The sequence below is a fragment of the Chloroflexota bacterium genome (genome assembly GCA_026706485.1).
GTDB lineage: Bacteria > Chloroflexota > UBA11872 > UBA11872 > UBA11872 > JAJECS01.
Map to the genome: position 1 here is coordinate 404957 of JAPOYR010000010.1, position 14889 is coordinate 419845.

At 64.1% G+C, this 14889-nt stretch carries 9 protein-coding genes and 1 pseudogene; 1 reads left to right on the top strand and 9 read right to left on the bottom strand.

The window, feature by feature from the left end; translation table 11 throughout:
- Positions 1 to 506: 506 nt before the first annotated feature.
- The 4 genes and pseudogenes from OXG79_09425 to OXG79_09440 all read right to left on the bottom strand — a co-directional run bounded on the left by OXG79_09425 (position 507) and on the right by OXG79_09440 (position 7414).
- Positions 507 to 2009 (bottom strand): amidohydrolase family protein, encoded by a 1503-nt coding sequence (locus OXG79_09425; GenBank protein ID MCY3783992.1) that lies wholly within the window; start codon positions 2007 to 2009, stop codon positions 507 to 509.
- A gap of 574 nt (positions 2010 to 2583) precedes the next feature.
- Positions 2584 to 3291: a class I SAM-dependent methyltransferase gene (locus tag OXG79_09430; GenBank protein MCY3783993.1), complete on the bottom strand. Its 708-nt coding sequence runs from the start codon at positions 3289 to 3291 to the stop codon at positions 2584 to 2586.
- A gap of 442 nt (positions 3292 to 3733) precedes the next feature.
- A pseudogene (locus OXG79_09435) lies at positions 3734 to 4817 on the bottom strand (IS481 family transposase).
- A gap of 1229 nt (positions 4818 to 6046) precedes the next feature.
- A complete protein-coding gene (locus OXG79_09440) occupies positions 6047 to 7414 on the bottom strand; it encodes an AAA family ATPase (GenBank protein MCY3783994.1) in 1368 nt (455 codons plus the stop codon).
- Positions 7415 to 8159: 745 nt separating this feature from the next.
- Between OXG79_09440 and OXG79_09445 the strand changes: the two genes are divergently transcribed.
- A complete protein-coding gene (locus tag OXG79_09445; protein ID MCY3783995.1) occupies positions 8160 to 8987 on the top strand; it encodes a transposase in 828 nt (275 codons plus the stop codon).
- Positions 8988 to 9311: 324 nt separating this feature from the next.
- Here OXG79_09445 and OXG79_09450 read toward each other — a convergent pair whose 3' ends face one another.
- The 5 genes from OXG79_09450 to OXG79_09470 form a co-directional block, all read right to left on the bottom strand.
- Complete coding sequence (locus tag OXG79_09450; protein ID MCY3783996.1) at positions 9312 to 9746, bottom strand: hypothetical protein; 435 nt, start codon at positions 9744 to 9746, stop codon at positions 9312 to 9314.
- Between the two features lie 320 nt (positions 9747 to 10066).
- The gene (locus OXG79_09455) at positions 10067 to 10987 is read right to left on the bottom strand and encodes a nucleotidyl transferase AbiEii/AbiGii toxin family protein (GenBank protein MCY3783997.1); all 921 of its coding nucleotides are present in this window, start codon (positions 10985 to 10987) and stop codon (positions 10067 to 10069) included.
- On the bottom strand, positions 10984 to 11586 hold the full coding sequence (locus OXG79_09460; protein MCY3783998.1) for a type IV toxin-antitoxin system AbiEi family antitoxin domain-containing protein: 603 nt from the start codon (positions 11584 to 11586) through the stop codon (positions 10984 to 10986). Before OXG79_09460 ends, OXG79_09455 begins: the two co-directional genes overlap by 4 nt.
- A 438-nt stretch (positions 11587 to 12024) precedes the next feature.
- A complete protein-coding gene (locus tag OXG79_09465) occupies positions 12025 to 12918 on the bottom strand; it encodes a replication-relaxation family protein (protein ID MCY3783999.1) in 894 nt (297 codons plus the stop codon).
- A gap of 745 nt (positions 12919 to 13663) precedes the next feature.
- The coding region (locus tag OXG79_09470) for a hypothetical protein (GenBank protein ID MCY3784000.1) at positions 13664 to 14889 on the bottom strand (1226 nt) is incomplete at its 5' end.

A 14889-nucleotide genomic window follows, 5' to 3' on the forward strand; every position in this document is an offset into this window, starting at 1 on the left:
CGAATCGTGGTGCCGAGGGCGGGACTCGAACCCGCACAGCCCGGAGGCCACTAGCCCCTCAAGGTTTCGTTCGCCTGCCGCGTGCCTCCCTGGTCTTTCCTTCTGTTACGGCACGTACCGGCGCCAAATCTGACGCAAAGGCTAGTGCCCAACGTCCGGCTGAACTTCGTCCATTCGTCGCCAATCGGCGACATTCGGATTCTACCGTCTACCGCGGACTTGTGGAGACGGGCCGCCAGAGATTGCAGAGAATCAGTGCTGGCCGATTGGGGCTCATGGAAGAGCGACCGGCGGTCTGATCGAGTACCCCTTCACTAGGCTTGCGTCACCTCAAACGGGCTCGGCACTGCCTAAGTCCGCAAGCACACGGCAATTGTGAAGACCACGCTCGTCGGGTGCCGCACAGACGGCTATCTCCGCATCAACTAGCTATGAGATCCCAACGGCTTTCGTCGCGTCGTTAGTTTTGGCCTCCTCGTGCTCCGCCACCAGCGGGGGGAGAGTAGTCAGGCCGCCTCCTGGGCATCGTACGCAGCGGCTAGGGCGTCTAGTCGATCAGCGATCTCAGTTTCAGGCACCCACCGCCCGCGTAGCATCACCCCCGCACGGTCTGCAACATTCGCCACGTCGATGAGGGGATTCGAGTTGAGCAGGAGCAGATCCGCCTGCGCGCCCAGCCTCACCACGCCAACAACCTCGTCGATGCCAAGTGCCTCCCGGAGATATCGCCCAGACTCGCTCGTTGCGGCCCGCAATGCCTGGAACGGCGTCAGTCCGGCATCGACGAAACTCCAGAGTTCCTCATGGATCGCGAAGCCAGGAATCATGAAGTAGCCCCAGCCGTCCGTGCCCACGAGGAGCGGCGCATCGGCGTCGCTGAGGGCCCTGACGATGGACTGGTGCAGGGCGTAGCAGCGTTCCTGCTGCGGGTTTCGATCGGGGATCGACCCGGTTAGGTGCGCCCAGGCCGAGCGAGTGTCGGGCGGGACTAGACTCACTTCGAATCGCCGCGCGAAGGCGTCGACGTCGCTTTGAGCGAGGGGCCGGTTGTTCGTCGAGAGCGTGGGGCAATTCCACGCCCCGGCGGCAGCGGTTTGTGCCACAAGGCCATCGATCTTTGCTGTATCGGCCCGGTCCGCCCACAAGCACGGGCGATCGGCGCCGATCGTGGCGCGCTCGTTGGCGCGGGCCGCGTAGAGGTAGCCATCCAGATGCTCGATGCTGGACTGGCCGGCTGCAATGACTCCAGCCACGCCCACGCGCCAATTGACGTGTCCAATGACCGGAATGCCAATCTCCGCGGCTGTGTTCATGATGGCGTCGTAGATCTCCACGGGCGACTCCGAGCCGACCTTCACAAAGTCGTAGCCGGCCAGCCGCTGGGCCCGGACTTCCCGGTCAGCCTCTTCAGGCGTTGCGAGCACTAGGGACGGATGCCAGCTGCCGGTCGCGATGCGCGGTCCCGAGGTGTACAGCGTGGGAGCCAACAGGTCCTCATCGACAATGCGCCGCTTGAGGCCGGCGTGAAACGGAATGCCGAACATGTTGCGAATCGTGGTTACTCCGTTGGCGGCGTAAAGCAACAGGTCGTCTTCAGCCATGGCTATCGTTTCGGGGTTGAGCGGATCACGGATTCCGTAGGCACCGAATGGCCCGGCGAGGTGCACGTGCATGTCCGCCAATCCCGGCATGAGGTAGCGCCCACGGCCGTCGATCTGCCTGACGTGGGCTGGAAGAGTGATCGCGCTGGACGGTCCCATCGCCACTATGCGCCCGTTAGCCGTCACGACGGTCTGGTCAGAAAGCAGGGCGTCGACGTCCATGGGCACCACCTGAACCTGCACAAAGGCGTAGTCCCACGACTCCGGCGGTGCGAGTGAGTCCAGCACGGCTTCTTGGCAGCCGGCGACGGTGGCGCCAAGCAGCGCTCCGACGCCAAGCGCCCCAAGTCCGAGGAATTCGCGGCGCGTCAGACTGCCGGTCGTGCCGGATCCCGGTGGCCACTTCATGCCATGACTTCCCGAACAGTGCCCAGATGAAGCGGTTGGCGCTCCGCAAGCTTAGCGGTCTCGGAGCAGCGTGCTCACACATGGGAACTAGGTGTATTTCCGCTTCCAGCTTGTCATCCGATCCCGACGAGATGCCGCGTGCAATGCTCGTCTGGCGTTAGTCCTAGCCCATGCTAGATGCCGCGGCTACTTGGAATTGATCACAGACTCGGCCGGTTGTTCCCCGGCCACATTCGGATCGAACGCCGGCAGACCAACTGGCCATTTGCCAGACATTCGGCAGAATCGCACGCGGACTTTGGCCGACTTGTCTCCGAAGGACCTCAAGCGCGCCTCCGGGCACTCAGCCACGTTCTCAAGAACCGGACGTTCGCGCCAACACGCCGCCGTAGCCGTCTAGGTCCGATGCGAAGCCAGCATGCTGACTACCGAAGGCAAGCGCCGATTGGCCACCGCCGCCTACAAGTCCACTTGATCTTCGCATCGGCCAAAAGCCGCATTCCGTCGGCGCAGCCAACGATTTCACGATAGGGCCGCAATCTCCCATGCAGGGGCCCTAGCAACGCTCGCCCGATCAGAAGGAATGCGACAGTTGGGCATGTAGCCGACCCACCCAGAGAAACATGGGACGACCATCCTTGCTGACGGGATAGTCGATCCGCTCCACCTCGAAACCGGTCTCAGTCAGCAAGCGTTCCCACGTGGCGATGGGGAACAGACCGGTCGTGTGGCCGTCCACCTCCACCCGGAGCTCGCCACCCCGCTTGATGAAGAACACGTAGGTCGTCTCAATAGTCGTGTCACTGGGGTCGAGGTCTACCGAGTATTCGACCCACGTGAGTTCGGTCTCAGCGTCGCGGTTGGTCTCGCAGCAAACGCCTGGTGCCTTGAACGTCTCCGCGTAGTTGTCAGGTGCCGCGAGCAGCAGACCGCCGGGGTGTAGGTGAGCACGAGCGGAAGCGAAGACCGCAAGCAAGTCGGCTTCGGTTGTCATGTAGTCGATGGCATCGTGGATAAGCACGGCGTCGAACACCTCGCCGAGGCGGACGGTCCGCATGTCCGCCACGTGGTGGCGGACGCTGGGATTCAGCCGCTGCGAGTGCGCTAGCATCGCCTGCGATAGATCGACGGCGTCGGCGTCAAAGTCGTCGGTCAGGCGGTGGAGGTGGTGGCCGCCGCCGGTGCCTAAGTCAAGTATGCGTCGCCTGCCCGGCGCCAATCGCGCCCGAAGCTCGCGCAGCCAGTAGCCAGCCTCTTCCTCATATTGCTCGGGAGGGCTCACTAGAGGCCACAAGTGGGCGAGATCGCCGTAGAGGCGGTGCTGTCCGTACGCCAAAAGACTCAATTGGGTAAAGCGTATCGCGGCACATTGGCGTCAAGCCCCGATGCCCACGTCCGCGGTGGGTTTGGCGCGACTCTAACAGCCCAGCCAACTGCAACGGGGGCTGACTGCGCGAACACGAGTTCGACGGGTGCGTGGGCTCTAGTAGCCGTCCACCGCAGCCAGGATTGGACGCCCCGAGGCGCCCGGTCGCGCCGTCGGTTCGTGAAGCGACACAGCTCAGCCGTCGCAGACCGCCCACGCGGGCCATCGTTGCACTGCTTGCGACCACACGCGTGGAGCCAAGGAAGACGGCGGTTCGCACTGAGCGTCGCCATCGCACGCCGAACCTCCGAATTCCTCCACCTCGCATCTGTCCAAACCGGACACGTGGTGAGCAGCGTTAAGCGGGGGTCCGCAGGTCAACGACGGCCAGTTCGCCGGTCAGAAAGTGGATGGTCCAGCGACCGTCGATTGCCGTGGGGCGGAAGGCCACGGGCTGCCCGCGCAGGGCCTTGGGCAGCCGGATCGGCCGCCCCTGGAACGACACCCGGCCGCCGGCCTGGACGCGACGGAGCTGATCCTCGGGGCCATAGGGCAGCGGGGGCAACTCCCGGGGATAGGGCCGGGGGCTCACGTGGTAGCGGCTGGCGGGCACCGCGAGGTCCAGGCTCTCGTGGGGGCGGACGTGGTTGTACTCGTGCCGCCAGGCATCAAAGGTGGTCTGCCAAGCGCCGAGGTCGGGCCGCGGCGGCTGCCGCCCCAGCTCACGCTCCAGGGTGCCGTGGAAGCGCTCGTCCTTGCCCAGCGTCTCGGGATGGTAGGGCCGGCTGTGGCTCACGGCGATGCCCAAGCGGCGCAGCCAGACGGTGAGCGGGGTGTAGGGATGGGCCGGGTGATTGCCCCAGGGACTGCCGTTGTCGACCAGCAGGCGGTCGGGCAGGCCATAGCGTTGGAAGGTCGTCACCAGCTGGGCGCGCACGGTGGTGGTGCGCTGATTGGGGCAGGCGGCGAGGCTGAGGGCGTAGCGCGAGTGGTCGTCGAGGAGGATGGTCAACGGGTGGCAGCGCCCTGCGCCGCACGGCCAGCCCGCTTTGAAGTCCATCTGCCAGAGGGCGTTAGGGTGCGGGTGCTCGAACCGCTGGAGGGCGCGGGGCTGGCCGGCCCGCTGCGCGCGATCGAGCCGCCCATGCCGGCGCAGGATCACGGTGAGGGTCGAGACCGCCGGCAGCGGGTGCACCCCTCTCGGGCCAGCAGCACCCGCAGCTTGCGCGCGCCCCAGGTCGGGTGCTGGGCCCACAGCCGCAGCACCGCCTGCTCAATCGCTGGGGGCGTGCGCGCCGGACTGTGGCGGGGGCGCCGCGAGCGGTCCGCCAAGCCCGCGGGATCTTCCGCGGCAAAGCGCCGCCGCCACTTGTAGGCCGTGGCGGGCGCAATCCCAACGTGACGGCAAAGCGCCCGCCGAGTGGCCCCGGCTGTGCCGCCACCCTCACAAACTCGCTCGTTGTTCACTCATGACCGGGTCCCCAAGCGGCACATGCTCAGATCCTCGTGGGCCCCGAACGTGTTCACCAAGTCCCCAAACATGCGTTCATGATGTCCCCGGTCCCCACAAACTACAGCGAAAGGGCCCGTCAATAGTCGCGATTGCAGCGCATCTGACCCTGCAGAGTCGCCAGCATCTGCCGGCCGCCTATTGGCGACCAGCGCTTGAGGCGGTGACCCGCGCGTTCGTGGCGCCGGCGCAGGCGCGATCGGCCCGAAATCACGTAGAATTACTGTGCCACTATTCGAAATAGGACGAAACGGCCTCGATACCCAAAAAAGCTTCGCTCACAAGCGGCTGGCATCCGCGCGGTCTTCCTAAGCTGCTGTACCCCCATAGTGAATTCCTGGCTGATGAGCTCTTCTATGCGTATGACTGCGGTAGAGATCAATAGCTGCACCCCCGCTCCAATTGGGTGCTACGACACATCACAGTCACACCATCACGAACGTTTTAGAAGTCCGATTGCTCTTAGTCTTAGGGTAGGATTACATCCACTCTGCGTACAGTCCGCTTCAATCGCACTCTAACAGGCTCTCCCCGTTGACTCTTCGTGCAACCAAGCCCTGACCACACTAGAGAATGGCGTCCGACGTGATGTGTACTTCTTCCACGCCTCTCGACTCATAGCATTGCCGTTGTTCCCAGCGATCTCCTTGACAAAGCCAAGCCACCACAATCTTTTCTTCAACTGTATAACGGAATTGAGACCCAAATCATCGATGGTGGCTTGTGCTCTATCGAATTCATTTTCCGCAAGCGAATCTCGGGCGATGATCTCGCAGGTCACCGTGTCAAATGTAAAGAAACGTTCTGGCTGATCGGCCTCTTCATCCGGGCATGGAGATATGTAACCGCATGTTGGCCACTTTGAACCTTTAGATGCATTGCAATTGTGGCAACTGAATATCCAGTTCTCCCAACAGTAGGTAAGCTGAGGATTTCGAGCTTTGGGTCGGAAGTGATCTACTTCGCCTGCGCATAGTTCTTCACAATAGCCACATAATCTAGCAAATCGGTGAGACAGAAGTGGTCGGAAACGAAGCCAGTGTGCATCCGAGGGCTTCCTGCCGCGATCATGGCTGTAATAGTTCACCCAGCCCGTGGTGTACTTCCCGCGTATCGCCCGTAGGCTCGCGGGTGGTGGCCCGCGATCGACAGTATGCAAGATTAGGGTCGGCTACCGTCGGGAGAATCATCTCCTTCTCTGCCGCTACCGCTCGCTGAGTCATCCGGCCTTGCTATGGCTTCCTGAACCTCACTAGCCATACGGGCAATCTCGGCAGCCATCGGCGCATTCATAATCTGGGTGCCGACACGGGCACGCAGGCACTCTAGCTCCTCACGCTCAGCCGCAGAGAGATCTCGCCGCCTGCGTAATGATGCAAGGCGTTGGAGGGACTGTGTTGTAGAAAGATCCGTGGGCTCAGGAAGACCAAATATATGACGCAGAATCTCATCGGCAGTCCAACCGAATATATCCGACGGACTCGGCGAAACACTTATGCCGCCAGACGCGTCCTGCCGAAGCAGATGAACTTGTTGAGCCTCTAGGCCCGCGAGCATTAATGGTGAATGTGTAGAACAAAATATCTGGAGATTCGGGAAATGATCGGTTAATGTCGGGATGATCCTCCGCTGCCAAGACGGATGTAAGTGAGCATCAATCTCATCAATGATTACCGTTCCGGGCCTAGTTGCAAGATCTTCCGGAAAATCATAGTATTCGGCATATCCGAATATGAGCTGGGCCAGGCAATGAATCACGGACATCGTTCCTTGGCTAAGGGAGTCCATCGGGAGTTCTTCGGTCAGCGTTTTCACTTTTGGATAAAGGCCCCGATTATCTTCTCCAATACCGGCAAATTCAAGAGGAAATCCCTCTGTTATATCAGATGCAATTGATATCACGCTTCCAAATACTTGCCGAATCTCCGGGCGATTGAGTCGCAGTGATGCATAATCGAGATCTATAATCTTCTGGATTAGTGTGTGATTGCTCAGCAACAACGGTGCGCTCAATAGAAGGCGTGTGCGTTTCGATAATTCAGGGTCCTCCTGTTGTTGCGCCCGGTGCAAGAAGCTCCGTAGCTCGGCGGGCGGCATGCGATGTACTAGCGACGGCCTAGCTTGAGATATTAGTTCCAGATGCGCATCAATATGTACGTCAAGATCTCGCGCGGAACCCGGGCCAGGAGAACGAAAGTCGGTCGAATATCTTTGTCCAGGTATATAACACGTGTAGCCGATTGCCTTGTAAGCTTCGATTAGATCATCAGTGATGTCGACGGGAAATGAACCGCTAAAGTTATAGATGTTGTCGTTAGATGTCATTCTAATTTGCCACGTCGACGTGGGATCTTTCAAGGATCTCTCGGGCAGTGTGAACGGGAACACCAGGAGCTCGCCGAGAGCCCATAGGATTGTCGATTTCCCCGTATTGTTTGGGCCTGTGAGGATGTTGACCTGCCTGTCGAAAGTCAGCTCGATTTCGTCGAAGGGCCCGATGTTTGACAGCTTTAGCTCGGTTACGGGCATCTTGATCCTCGAACCGCCTTGTCACGGAAGTGACTTGGCAGGGTAGTCGCGGTTCTTCGGTAATAGTACCATGGACGGTCGGCCGCAGATGATTGGTGTTCGGAATCCAGTGGGCTGTGATCCTGTCGAGTCCGTCGTCAGCTTGGGATCGTCATGGAAGTTGCGCATTGGAAAGTGAAATTGATCAGGTGTGATCGACATCTACGGCACATCATTCGAGTTTTGCTTTGGTCATAGGGGATGAACGATTGATCTCGACTTTGTTACGAGAAGCGGGCGTGATTGTTAATCGATAAAGCGTTGATTGTAATGTCCTGGCTGAGGTGAGCATATTGGTGCTGAAGAGGATTGCGCTGCGCGATGTGCCGGGGTTCGATTTGGGCGTCAATGGGCTTCTTCGAAGGGGCCGGCGGGCGCATCCAACACCTTGTATGTTCCCGGCGCCTTGAATTGTCCACGGTCATAGTGAACAGTCCGGGACAGACCGATCACGCCTTGGTTGTATGAGACCGCCACAGAGCAGGGTCGTCCCGGTCCGCACGTGGGCCCAGAGACCGAACAGTTGCCGGGGCCGTGAGCATGAGCCCGCATCGGCAAGGCAGAGCACGTGGCTAGCGTTGCCGGAGGGTACCCAATGGCGGCACCAGCGAACGTGACGGTGGGAATCGATGTGGCGAGGGCCCAGTTGGACGTGGCCGTGCAGCCCACGGGGACGACTTAGACGGTCCCACGCCCACGAGGCGGCCTGCGACGGTTGCAGGGGCAGCTCGAGGCGCTGCGGCCGACCCATATCGTGCTGGAAGCCAGCGGTGGACACGATCGGGCCGTAGTCGCCGCCCCGAGCGCCGCAGGCCTACCCGTCGTCGTCAATCCGCGCCAGACGCGAGACTTCCCCCGCGCCCACGGCATCCTGGCCAAGACCGACCGGCTGGATGCCCGCGTGCTGGCACGGTTTGCGGCTGCGGTGTGGTACCCGTGGCGGCCCCAACCCAGTGCAGCCGCCCATGACCTCCACATCGTCGGCCGGCGGCGTGAACTGGTCGCGGACTGTGCGGCCGAGCAGCAGCGGCGCCGCCACGACTGTGCCCACCTGGACCTGGGCTTCGACCCCTTGGCCGCCGCGCTGACCGCGGCCCTCGCGCAGGTCGACCGCGAGTTGGCGGCCCTCATTCAGGCGGAGCCCGAGCGGCGCGCACGCGCCGCCTGGCTGCAGAGCATCCCCGGGATCGGACCTGTGGCTGCCGCCGTCTTGCTGGCCGAAGTGCCCGAACTGGGCGCGTGCACCCGCCAGCAGGTCGCCGCCCTCGTCGGAGTCGGGCCTTTCAACCGCAACAGCGGCGCCTGGCGCGGGCGGTGGAGTTGCTGGGGCGGGTGCGCCCAGGCTCGCGCCGCGCTCAACATGGCTGCCCTGACGGCCACCCGCGTCAACCCCACGCTGCGCACCTGCCCCCAGCGCCCCATCGCGGCCGGCAAGCCGTCCAAGGTGGCCGTCGTCGCCTGCATGCAAGAGCTGCTCGTCCGCTGCAATGCGCTCTGCAAATCCCAGACCCGCTGGGACTCGACGATGGCCTAACCCTTCACGCTCCAACACAGTTGGTTGTGGTCAGTACAGCCAAGAAGGGCACCTCCCCCCTTGCGCTTGTCTTGATCTCCCGACTCACCGACCTCCGTACCAATCTGCCCCGCTTTCTCCAGTACTACAACTAACGACCGGGCCCACACCGGGCGCCCTACCCAAGGCGACGCTCCCGCCCGAATTCCCGGGCCTGCCAACGTGTGGCCGCAGAGGCCGTCGACATGAGCCGCGCCCGTTGCTTGATCTCGGGAGGCGTACAGCGACCAACTTCCCGAGGCGCAGGCCGCGGAAACTGCTGCGGGCGGTCGCGGACGATTCCGGCTAGCGGGTGCGTCGCGACTGGCGCGGCTGTGAGTTTCGCATCCGGCGCCTTCCATGGCCGGTGAGGCTCATGAACACATCGGTCACGACCATCACGACCCGTGGCCGATAGTCCCGCGAGAGGTGCGAGCGGTCCTTGCCCATCTCGCGGGCCACGGCTGCGATATTGCCCGTGGCCACCCAACGGCGAAGGAACGTCTCATGCGCCGGGTCAAGGAGATCGCCGGCTAGTTTGACCGCCTCCTCGACCAGATCGCGCAGAGCCAGCCACTCGGCGCCAGGTCGCCAGTCGTACGTGTGCGCTGCGCGATCCTGAACAGCCGCGATCCGGCACAAGGAATTTTCCTGGAGGTCCCACGCGCTGTGCAGGTGGCGAATCGCATGCTCCACGCGTTGCTCCCAGTCCGCCCGTGGTCGGCGTCCCGGGCCGGTCATCGGCCGATGTGCAGGCGTAGGCGCCGGCGGCCAACTGCCCGAGTTGGATGCGACGGGCTGCGTGCGCATCTACACGATTGAACCGCTTGGGACCTGTGATGCCGGGCGAGCATTCCGCAACCTTCGGACGACTTGAATCTTCTCTGCCGCCCCTGGCTGTGGCGCGAGATTCGCACCAGCCCAACCGGAGAACCCGATATGCGAACTCCGGCCGCCTTTCGACGGGACCTCCCGAGCAGGACCTTCGCTGACTTCTCTACATTGGCCGATCGATGGACAAGTGCAGATGGGCCAGGTGCTAGCACGAAATGCACCGGAACTTAGCTAGCCATCCAGTCACCGCCGGCCGGCCAATCGCGCTCAAACCGGATGCGATGCGTCACGGCGGACACGGGCGGCCACAGAATGCGCCGCAGCACGATTACGATTGTCTCGAGGCTCGGGACCGCCGATAGTCGAGAACGCCCGGCAAACGCCGTCCACTGCGCCTGCTTGGCCGCGTCCGCGCTGAACTCCGAGCGCAGGGAAATCGGTGGGTCAATGGGTAGCGGCGTGCCTCGGCTGCCGAACGTGGCCGCGAGCGCGTCCGCCAGCGACTTCCCGCAGAACGCGAAGCTCGACGCCATGACCCACAGGTCATAGAAATCCTTCATGCGGGTGTTCGCCATGCCCAGCCGCACCATGGCCTCGAACTTCTCAGCTACCACCGCCTCGTGCGGATAGGTCCGAAGCCGAGGGGCCGGGAAGTCGAGAATCGTCGGAAACTCGGCCTCGACGACGCGGGGCGTCACGACATCTCCAAATCCGACGTCAACCTGAAGGCTGATGCGCGCTCCGTCGAGGTCGGCCGTAAGCCGGACCCGGATGCCGCTTTCCGCCTGCCGCTCACGGATCGGTGCGGCTCGCACCGAGCCAGCCAGGAAACGCATCCCGTCCGGCGGGACCTGAAGCGTGCACAAGTCTTGGAAGACCGCCTGCACCGGCGCAACGGCCGGTTCCCCGCACCCAAGCAGATCCACGTCACGCGTCGCTCGGTGGGCCGTCGACGTCCATAGTTCGAAGAGGACCGCCCCCTTGAGCACGAACTGGTCGCGGTGCCTCGAAGCTGCGAGGCGGTACAGCAGCCGCTCGTTCGCATAGCGCGTGAGCAGGTAGTTGAAGTCCTCCCGGCGTTCTCGCGCGCGATTGAGCAGGCGCTGCCGGACCGACGCGGGGACGTTCCGCGGCCGTCGGCGCCTCAAAGCATCGCTTCCATATAGGGCCGCATGACACGCCCGACACGGCAGATGTGCGCGTACCTGTCCAACTCGTCGGCGGTGCTGAGACGCTGGACCAGGCAGTCGCGCAGGGCGTCGATGGCAACGTCCACTCCCACCTTGTTCCGGAACTTGAAGCAGTCCGCCACCGTCTTGGCTGGGCTGTACACGCGGACGGGGACACCGTCGATCCGCTGCGTCTGAATCCCCGCGGTGCGCGCCAACCCCGAGAACCGCACGATCCGCAGCCCGACACCGGCCGGCTTCGGCGCCCGGTCCTTGGGGCCAATCGCCAGCCACACCTCGTGCGGCGCCTGCGTCGTGAGGCCGTGGATGCGCAGCGCTGAGAGCAGGCAAATCACCCCACGTGGCGTGCGCTTCGCCGTCTCGGCCACCGAGCGGTGTTCGCTCACCGCGGCGCCGGCCAGCGTATAGAGGCCCCGACCCACCTTCTCCAGCAGTCCCTCGCGCGCGAGTCGGCCGAGATACGAGCCGCGTATTCCCCGAGATTCAAGGTCTCGCGGGCGGGCCAGCCCGGCCTCCCGGACGAAGGCGAGAACCGCCCGACGGCGTTCCTGTGCCATGTGGAGAGTCTTGCTGATCTGTCGGTAGAAATCAATAAACACCGACATATACAAAGCACGGCTGGCGGGCCACCTGCCGTATAGAAATGTAGTTGGCGACCGGTCATGTGCGGTGCTCGACCGAAGGGCCAGCAGAATTGGCCGCTGGGCGCGATGCTGTTGACGTCGAGGTCCATTCGGCTGGCTGACTTTGGCGGCAGCCTGGTGGGCACCAGAAGGACTGCCGGGTCTGTCGAATCTGGTCCCGCATTCATGTGCCTTGATACGCACCACGAGCACCCGCCGCAAAGCCGGCCAATCTGCGCACGCGCATGGCGCCGGTCCAGCTGTCCGGCGGCGCCGCCGTTCCGCGGCGCGCCCTGTCAGGCCACGCCGCGGGCCGGCGAGTACCGCACGCGGAGCGCCGCAACCGGGTCGTCAAGGATGCAGCGCCTCCGATCAGCGCGCGGAGGAACCGCTCGCCGCAGGCCCGGCATCGGCGGTATCCCCGACCGGCAGCAGCGACTCCTCCCGGTCGGGGGCGAACATTGGTGTCCACACGGCCCCGCTCGAATTCGCCAGGAACGCCGCTTCCCACGTCACCGCAACGACGAGCCCGGCCGTCAGCACATCACGGTCAGCCCGGTCGAAGCTCCGCACCGCGTCCTCCACCTCCGCCAACATTCGCTCCACCCGTGGCCGGTGCGCAGTCACGATCCGCACCTCGGGAAACGTCGCGTACTCCCGCCTCCAACTGCCCGAGAGATAGAAATGCGCATAGCGCCGCAGCTTGAGCCCGTAGCGCCGCAACTCCGCCGTCCCCCGATCGACTTCCAGATAGATCCAGCGGCACCGGCCATCCACGGCAACCTCTGCGATGGCGTCGGGGTGCACCGTCCGCCAGCTCCGCCCCACCTGATATCGCACCCGCGCGTGCGGGTCGGCCCTCCACTCGCGCAGGGTGGCCCCGGGATCGGCCTGACAGGCCTGCCGGATCGCCAGCATGCAGCGGTTGACGGCCAGTTGGTGATTCACGTAGCGGGGCTCCAGGGCCTCGGGCCCGGCGACCGTCGGGATGTCGGCCAGCGGGATCCCGGCTAACGCCACGAGCACGTCGGCACCCGCGGCGGAGAGACCGTAGACGTAGCCGCTGCGGCCGCCCCCAGCGCCCCCATGGAGGGGCTCGGCCCGCACCACCCACCCTTTGCGATGCAACCGCTGCAGGCAGATCTCGCAGGTGCGCCGCGTGGCGGTCTCAAAGGCCAGGGCCTGGACCTGAGCGGCCGTCAGCAGGCGATGGGTGAAGAGCAGGCGCAGCACCTGGAGCTGCCGGGATCCCACACGGACGCGCATCACGAGATCCGATACTGCCGAGGGCGTTGGGAATGGCGCAGACGCCGGATCTGCCGGGGCTTGGACCCCGCGGGAAGCGACAACGTGAGGCTTGGGGACGCCAGGGGTCGTGGGTATGGCGCAGTCGCTGGAACTGCCAGAGCTCGGACCCCACGGGAATCGGGAACTTGAGGCTTGGGGATGCCAGGGGTCGTGGGTATGGCGCAGTCGCTGGAACTGCCAGAGCTCGGACCCTGCGGGAACAGCAAGCTCGCGGCTTGGGGATGCCAGGGGTTGTGGGTATGGCGCAGTCGCCGGAACTGCGAGAGCTCGGACCTCACGGGAATTGACAGCTTGAGGATTGGGGATCCCAGGGGTCGTGGGTATGGGGCAGTCGCTGGAACTGCGAGAGCTTGGACCCTACGGGAATCGGGAGCTTGAGGATTGGGGATGCCAGGGGTCGTGGGCATGGGGTAGTCGCTGGAACTACGAGGGCTCGGATCGGCCGGGAACCCGTACCCCCAGGACGAGGATCGAAGAGGACGAGGAGTGGGGGTACGGGTTAACAGTTCCACGAAGCGAAAGGTCACCAATGCTTGACGAATGCGAAACATTGGGCCTCGTCCATCAGGTTTGGCGGGAGGCCGGTGCACGGCCCAGACGTTCGCGTCGAGCGCTCGGGCCATTCGAAACGCCTTTCGAGCACGCTATCGAGCCACCTATCGCAACGTCATCCGATGGGTCATCCGAATGGCTGGCGCCGCGGTCATGCGCCCCCTCTCGGGTTGGGATCCAGTCCGTCCAACGGCTCCGACGTGCCCACTTTGACGCCGGTCGTGGTCGAAGGCTCGGGCGGTGTGGCAGGTTTGGAATTGGCTTCCTTGGTCTTTCGGGAGGCGTCCTTAGGCGGCTCGCCGTAGCGCTCCGCCACCAGCGCCTCGATCCGCGCCCGCGGCTTGCCCACCTGCTGCCGGCACTGGTCCCGCACTCCGTCGGCCGTCACCGGGTCACCGGCGGGGATGGGCACCACCCGCGCCTCGAACGGGCGCGCCGGCCGATTGTCCACGAGCGTCGTGATCGCCATGTGATACGCCGGCAGCCCGTCGAGCTGCTGGCGGGTGAACGTCGGCACCATCTCATCGACGAAGTGCCGCACTTGTGCCCGCAGGCCTCCAAACACCACGTGCGTGCGGGTGTTGATCAGCACGCTGTCCAGGATCGGCCGCAGCCGCGGATGGCCGGGGTTCTGCGTCGCCACCGTCAGTCCCACCCCGTAGCTGCGCGAGCGCTCGAAGAACGCCGCCATGTCCCGCCCCGTGTCCAGGAACTCCTGGAACTCGTCGAACACCGCGAAGAAGGGCGGGCGCTCATCGACCGGTCGCCGCAGCACCGCCTGCCAGAACTGGGTCACCAGGATGCTGCCCAACAGCCGGGAGCCGGCCGCTCCCAGTGCGGTGTCCGCCTGGTCCAGGTTGGCCAGCACGATCTTGCGGTCGGCCAGCGCTCCGTCCCAGCCCACCGCCGAGCGCGGCTGCACCAGGATGTTGCGTACCCGCGGGTCCTGCACCAGCATCGCCATCCGCCGTAGCGCCCCGCCGAACGTCAGCTCGAACTGCCGCGTCGAGGTGCGGTCGACCTGGTTTTGCCAGTACGACCGCAGGAAGGGATCGGTCACCTGGGGCAGCAGCGTCTGCCGCCAGTCTCGGTCGAAGAACAGCCGCTCCAAGTCCAGCATGGAGGGCTTGATCTGGGGATTGGCGGCCAGGGTGCGGAAGCCGTAGGCGAAGGCCTGGGACATCGACGTGCCCCAGTGCAGGTCCTCGCCCTTCACCAGCTCCTTCATCATCGTGTAGACGGCCCCGGCCACGCGTTCGCCCTCGGCCGCATCCCGCACGTCCAGCGGGTTGAGCGCCACCGGCCACGCGGTATCGGCGAAATCCAGCAGAATCGTGTCCTCCACGCGACCCGGGGGCACGGCCGCGACCAGCGCCT